The organism is Burkholderia sp. 28_3 (assembly GCF_003253915.1).
GTDB classification, from domain to species: Bacteria; Pseudomonadota; Gammaproteobacteria; order Burkholderiales; family Burkholderiaceae; genus Burkholderia; species Burkholderia cenocepacia.
Map to the genome: position 1 here is coordinate 532,632 of NZ_QKZF01000001.1, position 26,300 is coordinate 558,931.

The window sequence follows — 26,300 nt, forward strand, 5'->3', positions numbered from 1 at the left end:
CGATGTGCGGCGACCGGCAGGAGACGCGGGCAGCCTGCGTGGCGGCCGCCGGCCGCACGCGCACGGCGGGCGATTCGCGCCCGCGACCGCCCGCCGCAGCCCGGCTGAATCCCGTTATAAGAAATCCAATAAGTATTTCATGCGAGAAATACTATAGGCGATATATCAAAAACAATGCCAGAATGCGCGCCGCTCCGAACGCCGCGACACCCGATCGCCGTCCGAGCCGCATCAGGAGGTTCCCCCCAATGAAAAACCACGGCCTGTCACGGCGGGGTTTTCTGAAAGCCAGCGTGCTGGCGGGCGTCGCGGTGTATGTCGCGCCCATCGGCAGCCGCGCGTTCGCGGCGCTCTTCGAAGAAAAACTCCTCACCCCCGTCAAGTGGGATAGCGTCACCGGCATCCCCCAATTCCGCATCGACGGCATCGCGAAGGTCACGGGCTCGAAAGTGTTCGCCCGCGACGTACGCGCCGCCGACATGCCGCACTGGCCGCAGCAGCAGTCGCACGCGCTGATCCTGCGCGTCACGCAGGCCGACCGCACGTACGAAGGTTTCGACCTGTCGCTGCTCGGCGACGAGCTGAAGCCGGACCGCGTGGTCACGGCCGACGATCTCGCGCGCGACGGCGTCGCGTTCCCGGCGTTCTACGGCGACGACATGCTGTTGCCGGCCGGCAAGACGCCCGCGTATCTCGGCCATGCGGTCGCGATCCTGATCTATCACGACTTCGCGCGCTTCCGCTTCGCGAAGAACGCGCTGAAGTTCCGCGACGACGTGATCCGCTACGGCGCGGTCACGGGCCCGCTCGAGCGCGATCCGTGGGGCACCTTCCGCTACGTGCGCGTGGGCGGCAAGACGGCCTATGACGACGACGTCTATTCGAGCCTGAAGGACGCGCCGATCTTCCCGAGCATGATGCGCAAGCACCTGCCGGTCTGGCCGGACGGCAAGGAGCACGGCAAGCTCGACGAGCAGGGCATGTTCCTCGCCGGGCAGATCGCCAGCGAGCTCGACCATCCGTCGGCCGACTGGCTCGTGTTCGATCGCGAATACAACACGCAGTCGGTCGATACGGCCGCGCTCGAACCCGACAACGCGAACTGCTGGTACGACGCCGCGACACAATCGCTGCACCTCGTCGTGCCGACCCAGTCGCCGCTCGAAGTGTCGGAGAACGCGGCCGCGATGGTCGCGAAATGCCGCTTCCCGGTGAAGAAGCTGTTCGTGCATCCGTGCTACACGGTCGGCTACGGCTCGAAGGACCACTTCAACGTGCCGTTCTACGGCCTCGTCTGCGCGCTGTACGCGGACGGCCGCCCGGTGCGTTTCGCGAACGACCGCTACGAACAGTTCCAGACGTCGCTGAAGCGTCACGCGTTCAAGATGCGTTACCGGATCGCGGTCGACCGCAACACGGGCCTGCTGCAGTCGTTCAAGGGCGACTTCGAGGCGAACGGCGGCGGTCGCTCGAACTTCTCGCCGTCGGTCGCGATGGTCGGCGCCACCGCCGCGCAATCGATCTACTACTTCCCGAAGAGCGACCTGGCGGCCGTCGCGATCGCGTCGCGCGCGATCGATGCCGGCTCCGCACGCGGTTACGGCACGCTGCAGAGCATGGCCGCGACCGAGATGGCGGTCGACGAGATCGCCGCGCAACTGAACATCGACCCGATCGACTTCCGTCTGCGCAACGCGCTGCGTTCGGGGATGAAGAACACGCAGGGCGCGATTCCCGCCGGCGCGCTGCGCGTCGACGAAGTGCTGGAGCGCGCGAAGCAGCATCCGCTGTGGACGCGTCGCGCCGCGCGCAAGGCCGAATTCGAGGCCGCGCATCCGGGCAAGCGCTACGGCGTCGGCTTCGCGTGCGTGCAGAAGGATTTCGGCACGGGCGCGGAAGCGTCGTTCGCGAAGGTCGAATTCGACGAGCACGGCAAGGTGTCGCTGCAGCACACCGCGGCCGAGATCGGCACCGGGATGTCGACGTCGCAGGCCGTCGCGGTCGCGAAATGGCTCGGCCGTCCGGCGACCGACGTGCGCGTGGCCGTGACCGAATGGCCGGACCTGCCGGTCGAGACGAGCGGCGACCCGTACCTGATGTCGCAGGCCGACCAGGACCGCCTGAGCGCGAACCCGCGCTGGTCGCCGGGCTATGCGTCGCCGTCGAGCGCGACGAACTCCGCGTACTACTTCACGCACAGCACGCGCGAAGCCGCGCGCGCCGTGTTCCGCTACGGGCTGTGGCCGGCCGCGATGTCGATCTGGACGCGCGGCCTCGGCGGCGGCCAGGCCGCGCCGTACACGATCCGCATCGAGGATGCGCGCTGGGTCGACGGCAAGCTGACCGCCGACGGCCTCGAGCCGCTGACGTTCGAACAGCTCGCGAAGCAGGCGCACGCGCTCGGCCTGCCGACCGGCGCCGTCGTGCACGTGTTCAACCGCTGGCAGTGGACCGATGCGGAATTCGAGGTAGGTGGCGCGGTCGAGCGTCTGCCGATCGACGGGCTGTCGCTGCGGGTCGGCGCGCCGAAGACGGGCGATGACGGTCCGATCCCGGGCACCGCCGCGCCGGCCGGCGCGACCGCGCTGCGCGGCACGCTGCCGCCGACCGCGAACGGCTACCGCGTGCTGGACCGCAAGCGCGTGTTCATCCCGCCGACGAGCCGCAACAACGCGGCCGTCACGTATTACACGGCGGTCGGCACGCTCGTCGAGCTGGCCGTGCACGAAGCGACCGGCAAGGTCGAACTGCTCACGCACCATTCGATCATGGAATGCGGCAACCAGATTTCGCCGCAGCTCGTGTCGGGCCAGTTGCAAGGTGGTCTCGCGATGGGTATCGGCCATGCGCTGCACGAGTACCTGCCGCTTTACGAGGACGGCCCGGGCAACGGGACGTGGAACTTCAACCGTTACCAGCTGCCGCGCGCGTCCGACGTCGCCGTCTGGACGCAGACGGGCGACATGCTGCCGCCGCTGTCCGAGACCGATCCGCCGAAGGGTGTCGCCGAAGTGGTGATGATCCCCGTCGTCGGCGCGATCGTGAACGGCATCGCGCACGCGATCGGCCATCGTTTCACCGACCTGCCGGTGACCCCGCAAAAGATTCAGGAGGTGCTCGCATGACGACCGCCCAAACCGCGGCTTCGGCCGCGAGCGCCAGCGTGGCTGCGACTGGCGCTTCCGCACCGGCGGCAACTTCGGCCGCATCGGCGTCCGTTCCCGCTGCCCCGGCTGCGCCGGCATCGGCCGCGGCCGCAGTCGAGCGTCCGCTCGTCCGGTTCCAGCAGAAACCGCTGTCGGTCAGGATCAACGGCAAGACCGTCGGTCCGATGCAGGTGCCGGAAGGTCTGATGATGATCGAGTTCCTGCACGAGTACGCGGGCCTCACCGGGTCGCGGCTCGGCTGCGGGCAGGGCATCTGCCATGCGTGCGTCGTGATCGTCGACCAGCCGGACGGCACGAGCGAGGAAATGCGCACCTGCATTACCGGCGCGCACTTCTTCCACGGCCGTTCGATCCGCACGATCGAAGGCCACGCGAAGCGCAACGAAGCCGGCGAAGTGGTCGAGCTGTCGCCGATCCAGCAGAAGTTCCTCGAACACTTCAGCTTCCAGTGCGGCTACTGCACGCCGGGTTTCGTCAACGCGGCGACCGTGCTGATCGAACGCCTGAAGCGCGAGCCGATCGCGAAGGCCGACGTGGAACGCACGATCACCGACGCGCTCGACGCGCATCTCTGCCGCTGCACGGGCTATGTCCGCTACTACGAAGCCGTCAAGGACGTGGTGCTGACGACGCCGGGACTCGTGAAGGACGCCGCATGAACCGCACACTCGCTCATCGTGTCGCGCGGGCCGCGCGCCTGCCCGCGCTCGCAGCGGCCTGTGCGCTGCTGCTCGCCGCGTGCGGCGGCCACGACGCGCCGGCCTCGAACGCGGCGTCCGGCGCACCCGGCGCCGACCCGGTCGCGCGCGGCCGCTATCTCGTGAAGGCCGCCGACTGCGCGGCGTGCCACACCGCGAAGGACGGCGCGCCGTTCGCCGGCGGCGCGGCGCTCGAATCGCCGTTCGGCACGTTCTACGGCTCGAACATCACGCCCGACAAGGATCACGGGATCGGCAACTGGAGCGCGGACGACTTCTATGCCGCGCTGCACGACGGCAAGGCGCCGGGCAAGCGCCTGTATCCGTCGATGCCGTACACGTCGTACCGGCAGCTCACGCGTGCCGACGCCGACGCGATGTTCGCGTACCTGAAGACGGTCAAGCCGGTCGCGCAGGAAAACCGCGCGCATGAACTCAAGTTCCCGTACAACCTGCGCTTCGGCATGGTCTTCTGGGACATGCTGTTCCTGAAGGACAGCCTGCCGGATGCGTCGACCGGGCAATCCGCCGACTGGCAGCGCGGCCGCTATCTCGCGGGCGCGCTCGGCCACTGCGCGGAATGCCACACGCCGCGCGCCTTCACGGGCCAGCTCGACGGCGCGAAGCCGTTCGCGGGGGCCGCGCTCGGCCGCGTGGCCGCGCCCGACATCACGCCGGCCGGCCTCGCCGCGCGCGGCTGGACGGGCACCGACCTGCAGACGTTCTTCGGCGTCGGCATCGCGCCGCAAGGCTCGGCGTTCGGCGAGATGTATCCGGTCGTGCACCTGAGCACGCAGTACCTGACGAAGGACGACCTGCGCGGACTGTCGGTGTACCTGCTCGGCGATACGCCGCCCGCGCCGCAACCGGTGAAGCCGGTATCGGCCGATGCCGCGCAACTGGCCGCCGGCCGCTCGGTGTATCTCGCGGTCTGCGCGGGCTGTCACGGTTTCAACGGCGAAGGCAAGCCGCACGTGGCGGTGCCGATGAACGGCAACTCGACGGTGCGCCAGGGCGATCCGCGCAACCTGCTGGTCGCGATGCTCGACGGCATCGACGAGCAGAAGTTCGCCGGTTTCGAAAACCTGCAGCCGATGCCGGGTTTCGCGAAAACGTTGAGCGACGACGAACTCGCGCAGCTCGCGAACTACCTGCGCGCGACGTGGGGCGGCCAGCCGGCGAGCGTCACGCCGGCCGACGTGAAGGCGATGCGTTGAGTCGCGCCCCGGGGCGGGGCGTCGCGCACGAGGCAGCCGGTTTCCGGTGCCCGTGCGCGATGCGCCGCCCCGTTTTCCTGACGGCGGCGCGTCAGTAGCCGCCGCCCCCTCCGCCGCCTCCGCTACCTCCCGAGCCGCCATACCGGCTCATGCCGGGTCCTTGCGACACGCCGCTGCCCGACGACGTACAGCCCGCCGACAGCACGAGCACCAGCGCCGCGACGAGCGCCGCGGCCAACGTTGCCGATTTCATTGCAATCTCCTTGCAGCGCGCAGGCCACGGGAAAGGCGGTTCGCGTGAACCGCGCGGCTGCGCGATGAGAAGACGTTTCGGCGGCGCGTTTATTCCATGCTTTTTGCGTATCGCCGCCGCCGCGGCGACGCCGGATCAACGATAGACGAGATCGGCGCGGCGGTTCTGCGCCCACGCTTCCTCGTCGTGGCCGAGCGCGACCGGCTTTTCCTTGCCGAGGCTGACGGCCTCGAGTTGCGTGGCCGGCACGCCGAGCGTCTGAAGCGCGCTCGCCACGGCCTGCGAGCGGCGCTGGCCGAGCGCGAGGTTGTATTCGGACGTGCCGCGCTCGTCGGTGTTGCCCTGGATCAGCACGTGCCGCGCCGGGTGGCTGCGCAGGTAGTCGGCGTGCGCCTGCAGCAGCGACTGGAATTCAGGCTTCACGGAGTACTGGTCGAAATCGAAGTAGATGCTGCGCTTGGCGAGCGGGCTGTTCGGATTGTTCAGATCGTCGGCCGTCACCGTCGCGACGGTTTCGCTCGAGGGCTCCGGTGCCGCGCCGGCATTCTCGGGCGTTTTCGCCGCGTTGTGACAACCGGCCAGCAGTACGAAAGTTGCCAGGACCGCAATTCGGTTCATTTTGCTCATCGTTCGTCTCCAGCGGTTGACTGCGTTGAAAGCGTGGCTGCGTGCCGTCCGCACGCAGCTGTCCGGCCGCCATGGCGCGAAAGGTCCGGCTCCGTTGCCGTGATGCAGGCTCGTAAGCCGATGGTGCGCCAGATGAAAGAATGTTGCGACCGGAACGCCGAATCGCGGCGTCGCTGCAAACAGATTAGGAAAAATGTCACAACGTGACCAGTTTCTTCGCATTTTTTGCGCAAATGCGACAGTCGGGAGGCATTCTTGCTTCCGCGCGCCGTACGCGGTACCCGACGCCCGCCACAGCGAAAAGGCCGCGCACGGGGCGCGGCCTTTCTCGTGTCGATCACGGCGATCGGGTGACGGGTGACGTGCTCGTCGGATGCAGCCGGGCGGCCGCGCGAGGCCGCATTCGTCAGAACTTGTGCCGCAACCCCAGCGCGACGACGACCTGGTTGCTGTTCGCCGAAGGCGTCAAGGTCCAGACGGTCGCGTTGAACGCCGGATTGCCGTTGCCGCCGCTCACGCTCTGGTAAGTGCCTTCGAGATACGCATCCGTGCGCTTCGACAGCGCGTAGTCGGCCTGCGCGACGACCTGGTTCCATTTCGGACGCGTCTGGCCCGTGCGGGTGTCGAAGCGGCCCATCGTGTACGTGTACGCGGCGGCGACGCTCAACGCGCGCGTGACGAAGTAGCGTCCATCGATCGAGAAGTTGTCGAACACCAGCGATTCGCCTTTCAGCGGCGCGATGTTGCCGCCCTGGAGCACGCCCGTCACGCCGTCGGTGGCCGAATGCGACCACGCGGCGCCGACCGAGTGCGGCCCGAACGCATACCGGCCGGCCAGGGCCCAGATCTGCTGGTTGCCGCCCGTGATCGTCGCGGAGCCGTCGACCGTGCTCAGCGCGCCGTCCGGGTTCGGCGCGTTGCGGTCGCGGCTGATCTTCAGGTAGCCGGCGCCGAGCTTCAGCGGCCCGTTCGCATACGACACGCCCGTGCTCCACACGGCATTGTTGGAGAACTGGCCGGCCGTGTTCGAGAAGCCGACCATCGCGCCGAACGTCAGCCCGCGAACCGTCGGGCTCGTATATTTCACCGCGTTGTTGATGCGCAGGTTGCGGTTCGAATCGTCGTTGTCGTACGGGTGGACGGCGAGGTTGCCGCCCCAGCCGGGGCCGGACGCGCCGAGCGGCGTCACGAAATCGAGGATCAGGTCGTACTGGCGGCCGAAGGAAAGCGTGCCGGCCGTTTTCGAGCTCACGCCGATCCACGCCTGGCGGCCGAACAGGTCGACGCCTTTCTGCGACAGCTTGCCGGTGGTGCCCGAGAAGCCGTTTTCGAGCGCGAAGACCGCGGCCATCCCGCCGCCGAGATCCTCGCGGCCGCGCAGCCCCCAGCGCGACGCATTCAGCGCGCCGCTCGTCATCGCGACGCTGCCGCCGCCGGGCGAGCCGGCGCCGCGCGTGCGCTGGTTGGTCGAGTAGGTGATCGACGTGTCGATCAGGCCGTACAGCGTCACGCTGCTCTGCGCATGCGCGACATTCGGCACGAAGCTGCTCAGGCAGGCGGCAATGACGGTCCCCGCGACGCGTGCGCCGGCCTGCGGGTTCATTTGGCAGGAATGCATAGGAGTTTTGTTGTTGTGGGTCCGGCCTGGCGGCCGATGGATCGAGCGGCCATTATTGGAGATCGTGCGGCGGTCGATTAAGGCGTTGCACAGGAAAGGTCCTGTGCGGAATCGCGCGGAATCGCGATGCGTCGACGGCGGGGGCGGCGGTCGGAAAGGCGGGGCGTGCGGGGCGGGGTGCGGGTTCAGCGCGCCATCGCGCGATTGCGTGCCGAGCTGTCTAGCGGCGGGTGATCGGCAGCGCCGCGTCGGCGCCGCCGCTTCGAAAGGCGGCGCGCACGGCGTTGGTCCTCGCTTCGAGCGCTGCCGGCGAGGGCCACGGTCTCAACCGGACGACCACCCGCGGCAACTCGGCCAGTTGCGCACGCAACTGCACGATCGACCGGCAGCAACGGCAGGCCGACGATTGCGCATCGGCGGCCGAGGCGGCTGCGGCCAGCCCGGCGGCCCATTCGACGCCGCGATGGCGCCTGGCCGCGTCGAGGTGCGGCAGATAGCGCGCGTCGCCCGACAACGCGATCAGCAGCGCGGCCCAGTGCGCGCCGCGCCAGCCGTGCCGCATGTCGCGTGTCAGGTCGGCCAGCAGCGCGTCGTCCAGCGCGGACAGGCTTTGCTGACACAGATAGTGGAAGTCGAGCGGCTGGTAGCGGACCTGCGGGTAGTCGCGCAGCACCTGCCGGAGTTCGGCGCCGGTAGCGACGGCGGCGGCGAGAAACCGCTCGGCGGGCGCGGGGCGGTTCAACTGCAGCGTCGGCACACCGAGGAAAAGCCGGCTGATGTCGTCGGGGTGGTAGTGCATCGCGGATATCGGGGGATCGTTCGGGGTACGCTGTCCGGAATGCTCACTGATCGCCGGACATCAGCGCCGTGTAACGCCGCTGCATTTCATCGGGTTCGACCGCTTCGATCGTATGCCCGATCAGCCAGTCGTAACCGAACGGATCGCGGATCCTGCCCGAACGCTCGCCGTAGAACTGGTCCTGCAGCGCGCGGGTCACGCGCGCGCCGGCCGCGACGGCGGCGGCGATCGTCGCGTCGGCGTCGTCGACATGCAGATGGAGCACCATCGGCGCGTTGCCGTCCGGGTCGAGGGCGAACAGATCGTATTCCGGGAACTCGTCGGAGATCATCAGCGTGCATGGCCCGAGCTGCAATTCCGCGTGTCCGATGCGCCCCGACGGCTCGACGAGCCGGAATTTCTCCTGCGCGCCGAATGCCTTCGCATAGAACGCGATGGCGTCTTCCGCGCTTTTGGCGCGCAGATACGGAAAGACTTCGTGAATCGCCATGGTGCCCTCCGGTGGGTGGTGTGGGTGTGGCTCGATCCTATCGGGCGTCCGGCGCCCGGTCTTGAACAAAATTGACCGCCGCGGCGACCGTGGCGGTCGTGCGTCAGCAGTCAGAGCGGTACGTGAAAACCGTTCGCGCTCGCGCGTTGCCGGTACTGTTCCGGTGACAATCCGGCGAACTCGAGGAATTCGCGATTGAAATGCGGTTGATCGGCATAGCCTGCCGCCGCCGCGGCATCGGCCCACGATGCCGGCGGCGCCGCCGACAAGCCGTCGAGCAGTTGCGCGAAGCGGCGCACGCGGCCGTAGCGTTTCGGCGGCATGCCGACCGCCTCGCAAAACTGTGCGATGAAGTGACGATGGCTGCAGCCGAGTTGCTGCACGATCGTGCGGACCGCCGTGCCACGATTCAATTGCGCGATCGATGCGGCGATGGCCGGGTCGATGCCGGTCACGCGCGGCAGCCGTGCGCTCAGCAGCGTTTCCCACAGATCCAGCCGCGCGGCGGCGGAAGCGACTTCGCCGAGCCGGTCGCGGATGCTGGCAGCGTCGGCGCCCCACAGATCGTCGAGCGACAGGTGCAGGCCGTAGAAGGCCGACGCCGGCACGCCGGTGACGAGCCGGACCGCGCCCGGACGGATCAGCGCACCGACGGTCGGCACCGGCGCGGAGACGTCCTTGAGGTACGCGCACGCCCGTGCGCCGCCGACCACGGCGACGCCGACCGTGCGGCCGGTGTCGTCTTCGACGCGGTCGAATAGCCGCAACGGCTCGGCATCGAGCCGGATCGCGATGTGTACCGCGCCGGTCGGCAGCACGCGCTCGCGGCAACGTTCGTCCCGGATCGAAAACGGCGGATACGATGCCCATACCGAGTCGATGAAGGGCCGCAGGTATCCGGCGGGACGGCGGCTGAGGATCATGTCTTGTCCCGTGTCGTGGACGGCGAACACGCCGATTCTACAAACGAATCGGGTAGGGGGCGCAAGGTCGGTTTCAACCGACGGGCACGGACGATCGGCGCACAAACGCGTCGGCGACGGTCCGCCCACGCCGAACGACAGCCGCGAACGGTATCGGATAGCGGATTCCGACCGGTGGCCGGCGATCCGCAAAAATGCCAGAATCGCCCGACAAACGGCGGCGCCGACCACGACAGCACGGCCGCCCGGACGACGCGACAGGAGACGACGAGTGACCCGCGATGCCATCCGCCCCCGCTCAATCCCGCCACGAGGCGCCGCGCTTGCACGGCGCGTCGGCCGCCTGCTGTTGCCGCTCTACCGGTTGCCGCAAGCCACGCGCGTCGACGAATTCGACCGCCGGCTCCTGCTGTTGCTGAACGAGCACATCGACTTCGACGGCGCATGGTTCGGCCATTCGAGCCTGCGGCCCGACGGCCCGTTGCCGCACAGCGCGTACCTGCACAATCTGCGTCCGGGCTTCATGCACGACTGGGAGCAGGTCAAGCTGCGCGATCCGCTGGCGCGACTGGCGGAAACATCGTCGGAGAAGATCGTCGTCGCGTCGACGTCGACGGTTCCGCTGAACGACACGATGCGGCGGTTCTGCAAGGCGCAGGGCATCGCACAGGTGTTGTTCGCCGTGTGCGTGGACGCCGGGAATCAACGCGCCACGCACCTGTCGCTGTATCGCCGCACGCATCGCCGCTTCGACGCGGCCGACGCGAACCTGCTTGAACTCGCGATCGAGCACATGGCGTCGGCGCTCGAATGCAACCGCCTGCACTGGATGCACGCGACCGATGGCGCGACGGGCGGCGCGGCTTCCGCGCTGTTCGATGCGCATGGCGTGCTGCAGTACGCGGACGACGCGTTCCTCGCGCTCGCCGCGCTCGAATGGCCGTCGTGGGATCGCACCGGCTTGCCGGACGACGCGAGAGCCCGACTGTTCGACGCCACGCCGCCGCCGCCTGCGTTGTCGGGCGCGCGTATCCGGCTGCACAGCGAACGGCTCGGCGATTACGTGCTGGTGCGCGCGCGGGCGGCCGGCGTCGGCGCCGTGCTGAGCCCGCGCGAGCTGGCGGTCGCGCGCATCTTCTGCGACGGCTGCACGTACAAGGGCGTCGCGAAACGCCTCGGCATCGCGCCGGCGACGGCGCGGCATCATCTGCGCCGCGTGTACGTGAAGCTGCGCGTGACCACGAAGAGCGAACTGATCCGCGTGCTCGACGATGACGGCGCGCTCGCGTAAGCGCGCCGCGTTTTCCCGCTGTTCGCCGCATTCCTGCCGCACGTTCCCATCGTTCATCTGAACGATTTCGGATGGTTTTTTCGCGGGCTTCAATGAAGTCGCTTCACCGCAGTCCCGCCCATCATGACATCCGTCACCCCCGACGAACGCAGGAGAACGCCCATGAATATCGAGGAATACGTACGTTACGACGCGACCGGCCTGGCCGCCGAGATCCGCGCCGGCCATGTCAGCGCCGACGAAGCGATGCAGGCGGCGAAAGCCGCCGCCGCGCGCGTCAACCCGGAAATCAACGCGATCATCGAAACTTTCGAGCAGCCGCTCGAGTACGCGGCGGACGGGCCGTTCGCCGGCGTGCCGTTCCTCATCAAGGATCTCGTGCTGCATGCGGGCGGCGTCGCGAACGACGGCGGCTCGCGGCTGCTGGCCGGGCGCTACGTGCCGCCTGCCGACAGCGAGCTGATGGCGCGTTTCAAGCGGGCGGGCTTTGCGACCTTCGGCCGGACGACGACGCCCGAACTCGGCTTCAACGCGACGACGGAATCGCTGCTGCACGGGCCGACCCGCAACCCGTGGAACCCCGCGTACAGCGCCGGTGGATCGAGCGGCGGCTCGGCGGCGGCGGTGGCCGCGGGCATCGTGCCGGCCGCGCACGCGAACGACGGCGGCGGGTCGATCCGCGTGCCGGCGGCCGCCTGCGGGCTCGTGGGGCTGAAGCCGTCGCGCGGCCGTACGCCGGTCGGCCCGGACTACAACCTGCCGTTGTTCGGTCTCGGCATCGAGTTCGCCGTGACGCGCACGGTGCGCGACAGCGCGGCAATGCTCGATGCGGTCGAAGGCCCGGAGACCGGTGCGATGTTCGATATCGCGCGGCCGCACGAACGCTATGCCGACGCGATCCGCACGCCCGCACGCCGGCTGCGTGTGGCATTGGCGACGCGCATGCCCGGCGCCGGCGTCACGCATCCGGATTGCGTCGCCGCGGCCGAGCAGGTGGCGCGCACGCTCGAACAGCTTGGCCACGACGTCGACGTGGCCGTACCTGCGTACGACGCCGAAGCGCTTGCGTCGGCGAGCTGCACCGCGTGGACGGCGTTCCTTGCGTCGGCCGCGCTGGGCGCCGCCGATGCGCTCGGGCGGTCGTACGATCCGCGCGAAGTGGAAGCGTGCACGCATGCATGCATCGAGCACGGGCGCCGGCTGTCGGGACTCGACCTGCAACGCATGCTGATGCAGTTCAATGTGCTGTCGCGCGACGTCGGCGGGTTTTTCGGCGGCTATGACGTGCTGGTCACGCCGGTCACCCGGATGCCGACGGTCGAACTCGGCCATCTCGACCAGAACGATGCGACGCTCGACGCGCGCGGCTGGTGCGACAAGTTGTTCGACTACTGTCCGTTCACGGGGCTTTTCAACATCACCGGCACGCCGGCGATTTCGCTGCCGGCCGGCTGGTCGGGCGACCGGCCCGTCGGCGTGCAGCTCGCCGGGCCGATGGGCAGCGAAGCGGTGTTGCTGCAGGTCGCGGCCACGCTGGAGCAGACGCTCGGATGGCATACGCGGCGGCCGCGCGTGCATGCAGCCGGCGGTTGATGGCCGGCGGTCGACGCGGCCGCGTGCGATGTCGCGATCGGGTGCTCGGCAGCAGCGCGCGGATGGCGAGTCGTTGTCGCAGTTGACGGGGGCTTGTCGCGACATGTCGACGATGTGGGCGGATGTCCGAGGCTGGGGTTGTCGCATGAACACCCGGAACGGAGTCCACCAGGATCGGACGCAATTCCACCGGCGGCGTCACGGAGCACGGCAGAATAGGGTAGAGGGGCGCATGCCGGCCGTTGTCGGCAGCGCGCCGATTCATCAGAACTCGTCAAGTCTTCACGGCGCTCCCTATGCCCGACATCTTGCCGGCGCCCGTTCCTCGAACCACCGATGGTCGCTGCCGTCGATCTGGATCAGTTCGCCCAGGCACGCCCGGCGTGCTCGCGGCTGATAAACCTTCGGTGGTCGCTGTCGGCGCGGCACCCGCAAACCAGCTTCCGTCATCAGCCGCCGTACCGTTTCCTTGGCGAGCTGGATGCCGTGGCATTCCCGGAGCTTCTCGCACGCCAGTGTCGGCCCAAAATCGGCGTAGCGATCCCGGATGATCGTCACGGCCCACTGGACCAACTCCGCATCCAGCCGCCGGTTGCCAGGCCCGCCACGCTTGCGCGAGGTCAGGCCCACCGCGCCAGACTCCCGGTATCGAATCACCAACCGCTCGATCTGCCGGACCGTCAGGCCCAGGCGTTCGGCCGCGCGGCCAGGCTTCAGGCCCAAATCCACTACGGCCTGGATTACCTTCAGACGGTCGAGTTCTCGCATGCTCAATGTCACCAGTGCTGTTCGGTGCATCGCCGGCTCCATGATCTGACAGGGAGCCGGCAAGCTTACCGAGGTCCAAACGCGACATTTCTATTTAGCGGAAACGCGACATCTGAACTTGGGACCTACACACAAACTGTCGATAATTCACGTTATGTAAAATTGAGTTGCTAGCGAAAACCGGTAGTTCACCGCCCGCAACGCCTATGAATGCCGCCGCCTGCCGTCACGGCGCGCAAGCCGATTTGCTCGCGCTCACCGATGGCCTGTCTATCGCTCGAATCGCCCAAACACTCCGCTGCTGCATTCGCACCGTGCGGAACTACGTCGCCGGCCGCTCGCCGATTCCGCGGCATCGCCTCGAAGTCCTGCGCCTGCTGGCGCTCGAAGCGCACAGCACAGCCCATGAATCGGCGGCAGCCTGCACGCGCGTCAACCCGCCGTCGCTGCTACGCGCGAACATCCGCGCTGGACGTTCCGCTCGATGAAATGCTGCCATGAGTCGGTGTTCATGGACACGTTCGCGACCGTGCTCGCCAAGTGGCGCGCTCGCGCTGGCTCTACCGCGCGCATGGCATTCTGGGCCGCCCTGGACAGGCATCGACCCACCCGCAGATACCGCCGAAATATTTGAACTGCCGACGCAGGAAGTTCGGGCGTTGTAACGCGTGTGATATCTTCCGACCAAACGCTTTCAATTATTACGGGGTTATTTCGCATGACACGGGGTCTGTCATACGTCTGCATTTCACTCGCGCGCGCACACGATCGCCGCGCAGGAATGGTCGAGGAATTCGCGAAACAAAATATCAATGCGCGCTTCTTCGACGCCTTCGAACTCAAAGGCTGCGGCCACGGTATCCCCGGGTACGACACCGGCGCCCGCCTTCGCCGTTACGGCTGGCTGCTGTCACCGGGCGAACTCGGTTGCTATCTCAGTCATCGCGCTGTCTGGCGACAACTTGTGGAGTCGGGGAGCAACGCGTGCTGCATCATGGAGGACGACGTGGCGTTACTGGATGGCTTCAAATCCGCGACCGAAGAACTGTACGCCACGCGCGAGCACTGGGACATGGTGCGATTGATGTGGCTCAACAGACGCGAGCAAACCGAATACGCACACCTGTCGAGCGGTACAAAGCTGATGTGGATGGAAAGCCCGGTCGGTTTGCAGTGCTACATGATCACGCGCGAAGCAGCCGAAGCCATGCTCGATTACACGTCCAGGATTTTGCACGCCATCGATATCGCGTTCGATCGCAATTGGGAACACGAGCAGCGGATGTTTGTCACTGAACCGCAATTCGTCCAGGACACCGGCGCACCGACCACGATCCTCGATCGCTCAGACGCCCGCACGCTCGTACAACGGCTGAAAGCCAAATATCACCGGAAGGTCGATCGTATAGCGGCACGCGCGTACGCCAAGAAGCACCGTCCGTCGAGTCCGATAACGCTTGACGAGCGAAAAACGATTGACGCGTGAGACCTGCGATTGAAAGCGGCGGCACCCGGCGCGTCGGCGCGCCGTCGCCAGTCCGGGCGATCATCGAGCCGAACCCGCCCTTTCTAAACCGGCATCGAGCCGCCGACCGTCGCCCATGAACGGCGCCCCCAACTGGCATCGAGACATCCGCAAAGCGGGCGCGCCGCACGCATCGCGGCGCGCCCACACTCAACCGACCGTCAGACGGCCATCACCGTCACCGACTTCGTGACGAGATACGGCTCCAGCGCTTCCGGCCCGCCTTCCGACCCGTAGCCGGAATCCTTCACGCCGCCGAACGGCATTTCCGGCCACGGCGTCGCCGGCTGGTTGATCCACAGCATCCCGACTTCGAGGCGCTGCGTCAGCAGATGCACGTTCGCGAACGAACGCGTGAACGCATAGCCGGCCAGGCCGAACGGCAGACGGTTCGCCTCGGCGATCGCCTCCTCCAGCTTGTCGAAACCGCGAATCGCGGCAACGGGGCCGAACGGCTCGTTGTTGAACACGTCCGCTTCGAGCGGCACGTTCGCGATCACGGTCGGCGCGAAGAAGTTGCCTTCCGCGCCGATCCGCTCGCCGCCGGTTTCGATGCTCGCGCCGACCTTGCGCGCGTTGTCGACGACCGACGCCATCGCGGTCAGGCGCCGCGGGTTCGCCAGCGCGCCGAGCGTCGTGCCTTCCTCGAGGCCGTTGCCGACCTTCAGCCCTTCGGCGTGCTTGACCAGCGCGCGCGTGAATTCGTCGCGGATGCTGTTGTGCACGAGGAAGCGCGTCGGCGAAATGCACACCTGCCCCGCGTTGCGGAACTTCGCCCCGCCGGCGGCCTTCACCGCGAGCGCGACGTCCGCATCCTCGGCGACGATCACCGGCGCATGGCCGCCCAGCTCCATCGTCGCGCGCTTCATGTGCTGGCCCGCGAGCGCGGCCAGTTGCTTGCCGACCGGCGTCGAACCCGTGAACGTGACCTTGCGGATCACCGGGTGCGGAATCAGGTACGACGAGATTTCAGCCGGATCGCCGTACACGAGGCCGATCGCGCCCGCCGGCACGCCCGCATCGACGAACGCGCGCAGCAGCGCGGCCGGCGATGCCGGGGTTTCTTCCGGCGCCTTCACGAGGAACGAACAGCCGGTCGCGAGCGCGGCGCTCAGCTTGCGCACGACCTGGTTGACCGGGAAATTCCACGGCGTGAACGCCGCGACCGGGCCGACCGGCTCCTTCACGACCGTCTGCTGCGCGCCGAGGTTGCGCGGCGGCACGATCCGGCCGTACACGCGGCGGCCTTCGTCCGCGAACCATTCGATGATGTCGGCCGCCGACAGCACTTCGACGCGTGCTTCGGTGAGCGGCTTGCCCTGCTCCTGCGTCATCAGCTGTGCAATCGTGTCCGCGCGTTCGCGCACCAGCGCGGCCGCCTTGCGCATCGTCGCCGCGCGCTCGTGCGCGGGCACCTTGCGCCATGCCTCGAAGCCGCGCTGCGCGGCGGCGAGCGCGCGGTCGAGATCGGCGATGCCCGCGTGGGCCACCTTGCCGATCGGCTTGCCGGTCGCCGGGTTCACGACGTCGATCGTCTTGCCGCTCGCGGCGTCGACCCACTCGCCGTCGATCAGCAGTTGCGTATCCGTATAAGTCACGTTAGCCATCCAGACACCCCTACATTGCGTCGATAAAACGCGCGCTGCCGCGAACGGCCACGCGCCGGTTGACAGAAAAAGCCGAGCCGCCGGGGCAGGCACGCACCCGGCGGCATCGACGGCAGGCACGCCGGCCTGCCCTCGTTTCGCGGCGCGCCGCGCTCAGTGCGCGGCCGCCGTCGCCTTGCGGAGTTTCGCGACGTCCGCCGCCTGCACGGCCGGCGCGCCGTTGTTCCAGCCGGCGCGCATGAACGTCAGCACGTCGGCGACCTGCTGGTCGTTCAACTGGTTCGAGAACGCCGGCATCGGATACGCGGACGGCACGCCACCGATCACGAGCGTGTCGCTGCCGTTCAGCGTCACGTTGATCAGCGACGATGCATCGGCCTCGAGCACGTTCGGATTGCCGGCGAGCGGCGCGAGCAACGGTGCATAGCCGCGCCCGTCCGCCCCGTGGCAATGCAGGCAGTAAGCGTTATACACCTTCGCGCCCGGATCGGCTGCCGGCCGGCCCAGCGCGACCTGCGTCGCCTTCGGATCATAGCGGTACGGCGGCGCGCCCGTGCCGCCTGCCGCCGGCAGCGATTTCAGGTAGCGCGAGATGGAAGCCAGATCGTCGTCGGTCAGTTCCTGCGTGCTGTGGTTGATCACGCTCACCATCGAGCCGAACGCGGTCGCGTGCTGGTTCGCGCCGGTCTTCAGGAACTGCGCGACGTCGGCCTCGTTCCAGCGGCCGAGCCCGGTGTTGTGCTCGCCGGTCAGGTTCGACGCGAACCAGTTGTCGATCGACGCGCCGGACAGGAACGCCGCGCCGCTTTCGTCGAGCGCCTTCTCCTGGAAGCCGACACCGCGCGGCGTGTGGCACGACCCGCAGTGCCCGAGCCCCTGCACGAGATACGCGCCGCGGTTCCACATCGCGTCCTTGGCCGGCTTGTCCGCGTACGGCGTCGTGTCGAGGAACACCGCGTTCCACAACGCGAGCGGCCAGCGCATGTTGAGCGGCCACGGGATGTCGGACGGCCGGTTCGCCTGCTTCACCGGTTCGACGCCGTGCATGAAGTACGCATACAGCGCCTTCACGTCGTCGTCCTTCAGCTTCGCGTACGACGGGTACGGCATCGCCGGGTACAGGTTGTGACCGTCCTTCGCGACGCCCTTGCGCAACGCGCCGGCGAAATCCGCTTCGGTATAGCCGCCGATACCTGTCTCCGGGTCGGGCGTGATGTTGGTCGTGTAGATCGCGCCCATCGGCGTGACCATCTTCAGGCCGCCCGCGAACGGCGTGCCGCGCGGCGCGGTATGGCACGCGACGCAGTCGCCGGCTTTCGCGAGATACGCGCCGCGCGCGACGAGTGCGCTGTCGGCGGGCGCCGGCTGCGCGGCATGCGCGGCCGTGCCGCCCACCAGTGCGGACAGCGCGAGCAACGACGCGCGGAGCGTGTTCAGGTTCAGGGTGAGATGTCGCATGATGTTCCCCTCCCCTCAGGCCGTTTTCAGCTGGTTGCCGACCGGCAGCTTGCGCAGCCGCGTGCCGGTGGCCGCGAAGATCGCGTTCGACAGCGCCGCCGCGGTCGCGGCCGTGCCCGGCTCGCCGATTCCGCCCGGCGCTTCGCCGCTCTTCACCAGATGGACTTCGATTGGCGGCACCTCGTTGATGCGCATCATCCGGTAGTCGGTGAAGTTGGTCTGCACGACGCGGCCGTCCTCGATCGTGATCTCGCCGTACAGCGCGCCCGTGATCCCGAAGATGATGCCGCCCTGCACCTGCGCCTCGATCGTGTTCGGATTGACGAACATCCCGCAATCGACCGCGCACACGGCGCGCTTGACCTGCACCTCGCCGCCGTCCACCGCGACGTCGATGACGATCGAGAAGAAGCTGCCGAACGCGTGCATCACCGAGACGCCGCGCCCTTGCCCCTTCGGCAGCGGCGCGCCCCAGCCGGCCGCCTTCGTCGCGACGTCGAGCACGTTGCGGGCGCGCGGCGTCTTGTCGAGCAACGCGCGGCGGTATTGCACCGGGTCGGTCTTGGTCTGCGCGGCCAGTTCGTCGATGAAGCTCTCGACGACGAACGTGCCGCGCGTCGGCCCGACGCCGCGCCAGAACGCGGTCGGCACGTGGCGCGGCTCCTGGCGCACGTAGTCGACGAGCTGGTTCGGCAGGTCGTACGGCAGTTCGGCCGCAACCTCGACCGCGTCGGGATCGACGCCGTCCTTGAACGCGGGCGGCGCGAAGCGCGCCATGATCGACGAGCCGACGATCCGGTGCTGCCACGCGACCGGCTTGCCGTTCGCGTCGAGGCCGGCGGAGATCTTGTCGTAGTAGCACGGCCGGTACATGTCGTGCTGCACGTCTTCCTCGCGCGTCCAGATCACCTTCACCGGCGCGTTGACCTGTTTGCCGACCTTCACGGCCTGGCCGACCATGTCGGTTTCGAGCCGTCGGCCGAACCCGCCGCCGAGCAGGTGGTTGTGCACGACGATCTTGTCCGGCGGCAGCCCGGTCAGTTGCTGCGCCGTGTCGCGTGCGCGGGTCGGCACCTGCGTGCCGACCCAGATCTCGCAGCCGTCGCCGCGCACGTGCACCGTGCAGTTCACGGGCTCCATCGTCGCGTGGGCGAGCAGCGGCTGTTCGTAGACGGCGTCGACGCGCGTCTTCGCGTTCGCGAACGCCTTGCCGACGTCACCCTCCTTGCGTGCGACCGCGCCCTTGCCGTTCGCCGCCGCCTGCGCGAGATCCGCGAACAGATCCTTCGTCGACACCTTCGCGCCCGCGCCTTCGTTCCACTTCACGACGAGCGCCGACGCACCGCGCTTCGCGGCCCACGTGTGATCGCCGACCACCGCGACCGCGTTGTCGACGCGCACGACCTGGCGCACGCCGGGGATCTTCCTCGCGGCCGTGTCGTCGACGCTCGCGACCGTGCCGCCGAACACCGGGCTGTTCACGATCACCGCATACAGCATGCCGGGCAGGCGCACGTCGAGCCCGAACTGCGCGGTGCCGTCGACTTTCTCCGGCGAATCGAGGCGCTTCGCGGGCGTGCCGATCAGCTTGAAATCCGCCGGCTGCTTCAGCGCGACGTCCTTCGGCACCGGCAGCTTCGCCGCGGCGTCGGCCAGCTGGCCGTACGATGCGCGCCGGCCGCTCGGCGGATGCTGCACCTCGCCGTTCGCCGCGCGGCAAGTGGCAGGATCGACGTTCCATTGTTTCGCGGCGGCCGTGACCAGCAGCGTGCGCGCGGTGGCGCCCGCGCGGCGCATCGGTTCCCACGCGTAGCGCACCGACGTCGAGCCGCCGGTGAGCTGGCCGCCGAGCAACGGATCGAGGAACAGTTTCTCGTTCGGCGGCGCATGATCGAGCGTCACGCTCGACAGCGGCACTTCGAGTTCTTCCGCGATCAGCATCGGCAGCGCCGTGTAGACGCCCTGCCCCATCTCGACCTTCGGCATCACCAGCGTGACCTTGCCGGCGCGGTCGATCTGCACGAAGGCGTTCGGCGCGAACACGCCGGGCGCCGCGGGTTCGGCCGCGTCGCCGCCGATCACCGAACGGCGTGCATCGTCGCCCGCGGCCGGCAGGCTGAAGCCGAGCAGCAAGCCGCCGCCGGCCGCGGCACCGAGCGACATGCCGAGTTTCAGAAACCCGCGGCGCGACACGCCCGCGCCGGCCCGGCCTGCTTCGAGGAGTCCTCGCGACATGTCAGACCTCCTTCGCGGCTTGCTTGACCGCGGCGCGAATCCGGTTGTACGTGCCGCAGCGGCAGATGTTGCCGGCCATGGCCGCGTCGATGTCGGCGTCGCTCGGGTTCGGGTTCGATGCGATCAGCGCGGTAGCGGCCATCACCTGCCCCGACTGGCAGTAGCCGCACTGGACGACGTCGAGCTCGCGCCAGGCCTGCTGGACCTTGTGGCCGGCCGGCGTCGCGCCGACGGCTTCGATCGTCGTGATCTTGCGGCCCGCGACCGCGGCGACCGGCAGCACGCACGAACGCGCGGCGACACCGTCGAGATGCACGGTACACGCGCCGCATTGCGCGATCCCGCAGCCGAACTTGGTGCCGGTGAGGCCGACGACGTCGCGCAGCACCCAGAGCAAGGGCATGTCGTCGGGGGCGTCGACCGAGCGGTTTTCGCCGTTGATGTTGAGGGTGATCATTCAGCCTCCGGGGCCGTTGTATTGGGGAAGCGGCGCGAACAAGGCGCGCTGCGCCGTGTGGTCGTCGTCATCGCCGTTGCGTCGTGCGCAACGGGTGCCGCGCGGCCCGGGTGCGGGCGGGCCGCGGCGGTGGTGTGGCGTGCTGCGTCGTTACTCGGCCACGTCGATGCCGGACAGCACCTTGATGACCGGCGGTGCGGTGAACCAGTCGGCCGACTTCGTGCGGAATTCGCCGAAATACGGGCTCGCGAGGTGTGCGTCGAATGCCGCCTGATCGTCGTAGATCTCGTACAGATGCAGGTTCGGCGAACCGTCCTGTTCGCGGAACAGGTCGTAGCGCCGGTTGCCCGGTTCGGTGCGCGTCTTGGCGACCATGCTGCGCAGCTCGGCCTCGGCGGCCTGCGCGTGTTCGGGTTTCAGGAACAGCGAAGCAATCACGTGAAGCGCCATTTTTTCACTCCTTTGCAAACGGAAACGAGCATGCCACAAGCCGGCGTCGGGCGACGCCAGCGTGCAACGGTGGTAGGTGGTCGAGCGGAGGGATCAGGCCAGCTTGTCCGGGCCGACACGCACGACGACCTTGCCGAAATTCTTGCCGGCGAGCAAGCCGATCAGCGCTTGCGGCGCGTCGGCGAGATCGGGGACGACGTCCTCGAGCGTCTTCACCTTGCCCTGCGCGACCCATTCGCTCATGTCCTTCAGGAACGGCGCATAGCCGGTCGCATAATGATCGAGGATGATGAAACCCTGCACGCGGATGCGCTTGCGCAGGATCGCCCCCATCAGCGCCGGCACCCGATCACGGCCGGTCGACAGCGCCTTGTCGTCGTAGGCCGCGTCGTTGTAATGCGCGATGATCCCGCAGACGGGCACGCGCGCATGGTCGTTCAGCAACGGCCACACCGCGTCGAACACCGCGCCGCCGACGTTCTCGAAATAGACGTCGATGCCGTTCGGGCACGCGTCCTTCAGCTTCGCGGCAAACGCCGGATCGTGGTGGTCGACGCATGCGTCGAAGCCGAGCGTGCCGGTCACGTACGCGCACTTGTCGGCGCCGCCCGCGACGCCGACCACGCGGCAACCCTTCAGCTTCGCGATCTGGCCGACCACGGCGCCGACCGCGCCGCTCGCGGCCGCGACGACCACGGTTTCGCCGGCCTTCGGTTCGCCGATCTTCAGCAGCCCCGTGTACGCGGTGAAGCCCGGCATGCCGAGCACGCCGAGCGCGTACGACGGATGCGCGAAGTCGCGGCCGAGCGGGATCAGGTCGCGTCCGTCGGACAGCGCGTAATCCTGCCAGCCGGCTCCAGCGACGACCAGATCGCCTTCGCGAAACGCCGGCAGGTTCGACGACACCACGCGGCTGACCGTGCCGCCGACCATCGGCTGGCCCAGTTCGGCCGGCGGCGCATACGACGGCGCGTCGCTCATCCGGCCGCGCATGTACGGGTCGAGCGACAACCAGACGGTGCGCAGCAGCACCTGGCCGGGGCCGGGCACCGGCACGTCACTCGTTTCGGCGCGGAAGTTGTCCGGCGTCGGTGCGCCGACCGGGCGCGAATTCAGGATGATCTGGCGGTTTGCGGTCTTGCTTTGCGGCATGTGAGCCTCCGTCAACAGGAATGAACGTGCTTCGTGGGCACGATCGGATCAGGGATGGACCAGCAGGAAGTGCACGCCCGTGGCGGCATCGGCGGTCAGGCCGGTGCGCTCGCAGGCAGGCGGTGGGAACGATCGGGACAGCGTAACGCAGCGTGAAGCGTTCGTCATGAAGGATTAAGTAGACCAGTCGTCTAGAATCAGGGCAAAAACAAGGCGCGCCCAGGCGCGCCCGGATTACGACTGCGCTCCGTCGTGCGCGGCCGGCGGCAGGTTCAGCATGCGCCGCGTTTCGGCCATCGCCCTTTCGAGCGGTTTGCGGTTGCGGTGAATCTTTTCCAGCAGCGTCGCGCCCAGCCACAGCTCGTACAGGATCGCGGCCGTGTACGACGGATCGTCGACGCCGCTCAGCGACCCGTCGGCGAGCCCGCCTTCGATGCCGCCCGCGAGCCGCTCGATGATCTGGCTGGTGCCGCGCCGCAGTACCGCGCGCATCGCTTCCGACAGATCCGACACTTCCGCGCCGAGCTTCACCGCGAGGCACTTGCCTTCCGGATCGTCCGCGCATTGCGTGTGCAGCCAGTTGCCCCAGTACGTCATCAGGCGCTCGGCGCCCGTGCCGGCCTGCTGCTTGAGCAGGTTGTCGAGATGCGCGAGATAGCCTTCGAAATACGATTCGAGCAGCGCTTCGCCGAATGCCTCTTTCGAGCCGAAGTAATGGTAGAACGAGCCCTTCGGGATGCCCGCCGCGGCGAGAATCTCGTTCAGACCGACCGCCGAAAACCCCTTGTGGAGCATGATCGGCTTCGCGATGTTCAGGATGTGCTGGCGGACTTCGGCGCCTGAAGATGCATTCATGATGGCGTATGGTAGCAACGATTAGACCGGTCGTCTAGTAACGTCGAACCGGCATGTTGAGCGGCACTTTACCCGATCCCCGTCGCGCACCCAATGCCTGGCCGGCGCTCCCCTCACCCGCCCGGGCCGTCCGCGTGCGGCACGTCACATCGGCGACTCGGTTTCGTCGCAGGCATTTCATCGATCTCCCGCATAAATACGCGCGGCGCATGTGCCGGCGACCGCGAGGACGCAGCCGGCATTGCACACGTGTGCAATGCGCCGGACCGTTACCGCCTCTCGAACCCGTGACCAGGAACGCCCCATGACCGCTTCGAAACCCGTCCGCCCGACCGCGCCGAACCGCCGGCGCTTCATCCAGCGCGGCGCCGCGCTGACCCTGTCGCCGCTCGTCGGCTCGCTGGCTGCCTGCGGCGGCGACGACAGCCCGGCCGCCGCATCGTCGTTCGCCGCCACCGGCGCCGCCGATACGTCCGCCCGCAGCTACGGCATCGCCGATCGCTCGATCACGATCAACGTCGTCAACGCGATTCCGTCGACCACGCTCGCGTTCGGCAATGCGGCGAGCCAGAGCGGCTCGACGCCGCAGGCGTCGCAAAGTTTGATCGCGACCGGGCAATCGACCGCCGTCAGCGCATCGAACAGCTGGGGCGATTGCACGGGATCGTTCAGCCTCGCCGGCGGCGACGCATCGTTCGCGATCGCGTACACGCATCCGTTCGGGTCGCAGCCGACCACCGTCAGCGTCACGCCGTCGGCCGGCTACGTGTCGGGCGCCGACGCCGCGACGTTTCCCGGCCACGACTCGGTCGCGAATCTCAACCTGTATCGCGGCGTCGCGACCGCGAACGGCGCATGGGTCGTCCCGCTCGCGCAACTCGCGACGCCGCCGGCCAACAACTGCCAGGATTTCGCGAACAGCATGTTCGGCAGCAACGTGCGCACGGCCGCGGCGATCCGGTCCGCGTATCAGGGCACGGGCTCGCTCGGCTACGTGCCGCCCGCCGACTTCACCGGCGGCCAGCTCGCGGGCTTCGTCGCGCAATGGGTGCGACGCTGGCAGGACGGCGCGTCGTACACCGTGCTGCCCGGCGCCGATGCGCAATTGATCGATGCGCTGAAGCAGTACGTGTCGAGCGCGTCGAACGCGGGCCCGCTGACGATGTGGGTGCCGCAGATCGCGTGGCAGGCCGGCTCCGACCCGGCGGTTTTCTCGCTGACCGGCTATCGCGCGTTCCCGTTCGTCGACGCGCAAGGCAACTGGAACGCGGCCACGCTGTCCGCGTTCCTGACGCTGCTGGCGGCCGGTTCGCACCTCGTCGCGATCAGCGCGACCAGCGACCTGCCGGCGGGCGTCACGATGCAGGCCTTCGACAGTTTCATGGGGGCGAGCGGGCTGGCGACGTCGACGGATATCGGCAATTCGCACTACGCATCGGTCGTGAACACGACGGGCCGCTATTACCTGAGCGTCGGCAACGATTTCGCGCCGGCGAATTGCGGGCTGATCCTGTCGTTCCTGTACGGGCGCACGGTGAACAACCTGCTCGCGGGCGCCGGCACGTACAACACGTTCATCCAGCTCGAAGGCTGGCAGGCCGGCGGCTCGCGCCACAACGCCGACTACGCGACGTATCAGCAGACGTTGTGGAACATCTCGACGTACGGCGCATCCGCGTACAGCGAGAAGCGCGCGACGTCGATCTTCCTCGCGCCCGCCGGCTGGACGCCGCAGGTCTATCAGACGACGCGGATGATGCCGTACGTCGGCGCGTATGCGCAGTCGAACGGCACGCCGCAAGGCTGGCTGAACACGTCGCTCGTGACGATTCCGGCGGACGCGCCGCCGCTGCCGTCGCGGTATGTGGGGAGTTGAGCGGGGCGCAGCGGCCGGCGGTCGGTCGGGCCGGCCGCTCGCGCCACGTCGCTTCGCGCATGCGGCGCCGATCGGCCCTGCAGTCAGCGCGGCGCTTCGTCGGCGCGCTTTCTCATGCGTGCCCGCCGCTCGCTCCGTTCGGCGGCCGGGACGGTCTTGACGCCGCGCAACGGCGGCCGGCGCACGAGCGCCGCCATCTCGCGCCTCAGCGCGTCGAGCTCGTTGCTGCGCGCCGCATCGGTCGCCAGGGCGCCGTCGAGCTGCCCCTGAAGCACGCCGCAGCGATGCAACGCGTCGCCGAGTTGCGCTTGTAGCGCGGCCATGTCCTTCCGCTGCTGCGCATCGCGCTGTTCCGCGCGCGATGTCGCTGCGTCGAGTTCCTTTTGCAATCGTGCGGCCGCGAGCCGCTCGCGATCGATTTCCTGAAGCGCCCGCTTCTCCGATGCGCGCAGGCGTGCCTCGGCGCGGCCCGCGTCGTCGCGCAACCGGTCGAGCTGGGTGGTGAAATCCGCGCGGGCTTCGGCGAGTGCGCGATCGGCCTCCGCGTTGTCGGCTGTCAGGCGTTCGATATCCGCTTGCAGCGCTTGCCGCGATGCATCGTCCGCCGCCTTCGCCTGCTCCAGTTCCTGAATGCGGACCTGCGCGGCCAGCAGCGCGGTCGTGCGTTGCTCCAGCGCGGTTTCGGTGCGGGCCAGTTCGGCCTGCAACGTCGCGACTTCCGCTTGCGCCGCGGCCCGCTGGGCTTCGACTTCCGCGCGCAGCGAGTCGAGTGCGGCGGCCGCGTCGGTACTCGACCGGTTCCACAGCGCCGCGACCAGTTCGCCTGCCGCGGCCTGCAGATCGGCCGGCAGGTCCGGGTGCTCGATGCGCACGCGGCTCTTTTCCCGCAGCTCGGCCCAGAACTCGGCCAGGACGGCCGTCGGCGTGCCCATGCTGCCCTTGCGGACGAGCTGGTACAGGCGGTTCGCCGTCGGCGTGATGCCGAAGCGGAAGAACAGCAACGCGCAGGCTTCGCGATACAGCTCGCGGGTTTTCGGGAAGTCGGCCTTGAGGCGCTCGATTTCGGCGGTCAGGCGGGGTTCGTCGGCGGCGAGATCGGACATGGCGGGGTTTCGTCGGGAATTTTATAAATAATATAACGTAAACCGTTAGATATCCAATCATTCGCCAATTAAGTTTTGACATTATTTCTATAATGTCGAGTGCGATGGTTCATGGCCTCGCATGTGCCATCGCGGGAG

General features: G+C 68.1%; 22 protein-coding genes and 1 pseudogene. 8 read left to right on the plus strand and 15 right to left on the minus strand.

Features of this window, described 5'->3' with window-relative positions:
• The first annotated feature begins 248 nt into the window (after nucleotides 1–248).
• The 3 genes from DFS13_RS02515 to DFS13_RS02525 are packed head-to-tail and all read left to right on the plus strand — an operon-like array spanning nucleotide 249 to nucleotide 5,082.
• Nucleotides 249–3,125, plus strand: coding sequence for a xanthine dehydrogenase family protein molybdopterin-binding subunit (locus DFS13_RS02515; RefSeq protein ID WP_069353974.1), 2,877 nt, complete (start codon nucleotides 249–251; stop codon nucleotides 3,123–3,125).
• Complete coding sequence (locus DFS13_RS02520) at nucleotides 3,122–3,826, plus strand: (2Fe-2S)-binding protein (protein ID WP_006483632.1); 705 nt, start codon at nucleotides 3,122–3,124, stop codon at nucleotides 3,824–3,826. The genes DFS13_RS02515 and DFS13_RS02520 overlap by 4 nt, the downstream gene beginning before the upstream one ends.
• Nucleotides 3,823–5,082 carry a cytochrome c gene (locus tag DFS13_RS02525; protein ID WP_062885519.1) on the plus strand — a complete coding sequence of 420 codons (1,260 nt, stop codon included), beginning with the start codon at nucleotides 3,823–3,825 and terminating at the stop codon, nucleotides 5,080–5,082. The genes DFS13_RS02520 and DFS13_RS02525 overlap by 4 nt, the downstream gene beginning before the upstream one ends.
• 91 nt (nucleotides 5,083–5,173) lie before the next feature.
• On the opposite strand, the gene DFS13_RS40190 is transcribed toward DFS13_RS02525, so the two are convergent.
• The 6 genes from DFS13_RS40190 to DFS13_RS02555 form a co-directional block, all read right to left on the minus strand.
• Nucleotides 5,174–5,335 (minus strand): hypothetical protein, encoded by a 162-nt coding sequence (locus DFS13_RS40190; protein WP_034202328.1) that lies wholly within the window; start codon nucleotides 5,333–5,335, stop codon nucleotides 5,174–5,176.
• Nucleotides 5,336–5,470: 135 nt separating this feature from the next.
• On the minus strand, nucleotides 5,471–5,962 hold the full coding sequence (gene pal / locus DFS13_RS02530) for a peptidoglycan-associated lipoprotein Pal (protein WP_006492284.1): 492 nt from the start codon (nucleotides 5,960–5,962) through the stop codon (nucleotides 5,471–5,473).
• A gap of 406 nt (nucleotides 5,963–6,368) precedes the next feature.
• On the minus strand, nucleotides 6,369–7,580 hold the full coding sequence (locus tag DFS13_RS02540; protein WP_077021125.1) for a porin: 1,212 nt from the start codon (nucleotides 7,578–7,580) through the stop codon (nucleotides 6,369–6,371).
• Nucleotides 7,581–7,800: 220 nt separating this feature from the next.
• The gene (locus DFS13_RS02545; protein ID WP_111441340.1) at nucleotides 7,801–8,379 is read right to left on the minus strand and encodes a hypothetical protein; all 579 of its coding nucleotides are present in this window, start codon (nucleotides 8,377–8,379) and stop codon (nucleotides 7,801–7,803) included.
• Between the two features lie 43 nt (nucleotides 8,380–8,422).
• Nucleotides 8,423–8,869, minus strand: a complete 447-nt coding sequence (locus tag DFS13_RS02550) for a VOC family protein (RefSeq protein WP_006484235.1) — start codon at nucleotides 8,867–8,869, stop codon at nucleotides 8,423–8,425.
• Between the two features lie 110 nt (nucleotides 8,870–8,979).
• On the minus strand, nucleotides 8,980–10,080 hold the full coding sequence (locus DFS13_RS02555) for a helix-turn-helix domain-containing protein (protein WP_226245068.1): 1,101 nt from the start codon (nucleotides 10,078–10,080) through the stop codon (nucleotides 8,980–8,982).
• Between DFS13_RS02555 and DFS13_RS02560 the strand changes: the two genes are divergently transcribed.
• Both DFS13_RS02560 and DFS13_RS02565 read left to right on the plus strand, forming a co-directional pair.
• The gene (locus DFS13_RS02560) at nucleotides 10,064–11,083 is read left to right on the plus strand and encodes a helix-turn-helix transcriptional regulator (protein WP_006494845.1); all 1,020 of its coding nucleotides are present in this window, start codon (nucleotides 10,064–10,066) and stop codon (nucleotides 11,081–11,083) included. The genes DFS13_RS02555 and DFS13_RS02560 overlap by 17 nt on opposite strands.
• Nucleotides 11,084–11,245: 162 nt before the next feature.
• Entirely contained in the window at nucleotides 11,246–12,676 is a 1,431-nt protein-coding gene (locus DFS13_RS02565; protein WP_006492282.1) for an amidase, read from the plus strand.
• A 309-nt stretch (nucleotides 12,677–12,985) separates the two neighbouring features.
• On the opposite strand, the pseudogene DFS13_RS02570 reads toward DFS13_RS02565, so the two are convergent.
• Nucleotides 12,986–13,474, minus strand: a pseudogene (locus DFS13_RS02570) (helix-turn-helix domain-containing protein); the annotation flags it as partial.
• Nucleotides 13,475–13,650: 176 nt separating this feature from the next.
• On the opposite strand from DFS13_RS02570, the gene DFS13_RS40730 reads away from it, so the two are divergent.
• Together DFS13_RS40730 and DFS13_RS02580 are read left to right on the plus strand one after the other, a co-directional pair.
• Nucleotides 13,651–13,932, plus strand: a complete 282-nt coding sequence (locus DFS13_RS40730) for a hypothetical protein (protein ID WP_230626806.1) — start codon at nucleotides 13,651–13,653, stop codon at nucleotides 13,930–13,932.
• A 230-nt stretch (nucleotides 13,933–14,162) separates the two neighbouring features.
• Entirely contained in the window at nucleotides 14,163–14,930 is a 768-nt protein-coding gene (locus DFS13_RS02580) for a glycosyltransferase family 25 protein (protein WP_012493339.1), read from the plus strand.
• Between the two features lie 200 nt (nucleotides 14,931–15,130).
• Here the strand turns inward: DFS13_RS02580 and DFS13_RS02585 are convergent, their stop codons facing one another.
• The 7 genes from DFS13_RS02585 to DFS13_RS02615 all read right to left on the minus strand — a co-directional run bounded on the left by DFS13_RS02585 (nucleotide 15,131) and on the right by DFS13_RS02615 (nucleotide 23,183).
• Nucleotides 15,131–16,576 (minus strand): NAD-dependent succinate-semialdehyde dehydrogenase, encoded by a 1,446-nt coding sequence (locus tag DFS13_RS02585; protein WP_060212434.1) that lies wholly within the window; start codon nucleotides 16,574–16,576, stop codon nucleotides 15,131–15,133.
• 153 nt (nucleotides 16,577–16,729) lie between these two features.
• Nucleotides 16,730–18,034: a cytochrome c gene (locus DFS13_RS02590; RefSeq protein ID WP_006482794.1), complete on the minus strand. Its 1,305-nt coding sequence runs from the start codon at nucleotides 18,032–18,034 to the stop codon at nucleotides 16,730–16,732.
• 15 nt (nucleotides 18,035–18,049) lie between these two features.
• Nucleotides 18,050–20,269: a xanthine dehydrogenase family protein molybdopterin-binding subunit gene (locus DFS13_RS02595; protein ID WP_006494851.1), complete on the minus strand. Its 2,220-nt coding sequence runs from the start codon at nucleotides 20,267–20,269 to the stop codon at nucleotides 18,050–18,052.
• 1 nt (nucleotide 20,270) lies between these two features.
• Entirely contained in the window at nucleotides 20,271–20,726 is a 456-nt protein-coding gene (locus tag DFS13_RS02600) for a (2Fe-2S)-binding protein (RefSeq protein WP_060266106.1), read from the minus strand.
• Between the two features lie 150 nt (nucleotides 20,727–20,876).
• Nucleotides 20,877–21,176: a putative quinol monooxygenase gene (locus DFS13_RS02605; protein WP_006482784.1), complete on the minus strand. Its 300-nt coding sequence runs from the start codon at nucleotides 21,174–21,176 to the stop codon at nucleotides 20,877–20,879.
• Nucleotides 21,177–21,269: 93 nt separating this feature from the next.
• Entirely contained in the window at nucleotides 21,270–22,328 is a 1,059-nt protein-coding gene (locus DFS13_RS02610) for an NADP-dependent oxidoreductase (protein ID WP_111441341.1), read from the minus strand.
• 234 nt (nucleotides 22,329–22,562) lie between these two features.
• Nucleotides 22,563–23,183, minus strand: a complete 621-nt coding sequence (locus tag DFS13_RS02615) for a TetR/AcrR family transcriptional regulator (protein WP_111441342.1) — start codon at nucleotides 23,181–23,183, stop codon at nucleotides 22,563–22,565.
• A gap of 304 nt (nucleotides 23,184–23,487) precedes the next feature.
• Between DFS13_RS02615 and DFS13_RS02620 the strand changes: the two genes are divergently transcribed.
• Nucleotides 23,488–25,059: a hypothetical protein gene (locus tag DFS13_RS02620; protein WP_077021089.1), complete on the plus strand. Its 1,572-nt coding sequence runs from the start codon at nucleotides 23,488–23,490 to the stop codon at nucleotides 25,057–25,059.
• Nucleotides 25,060–25,142: 83 nt separating this feature from the next.
• Here DFS13_RS02620 and DFS13_RS02625 read toward each other — a convergent pair whose 3' ends face one another.
• Complete coding sequence (locus DFS13_RS02625) at nucleotides 25,143–26,162, minus strand: DNA-binding protein (RefSeq protein WP_111441343.1); 1,020 nt, start codon at nucleotides 26,160–26,162, stop codon at nucleotides 25,143–25,145.
• Nucleotides 26,163–26,300 lie beyond the last annotated feature (138 nt).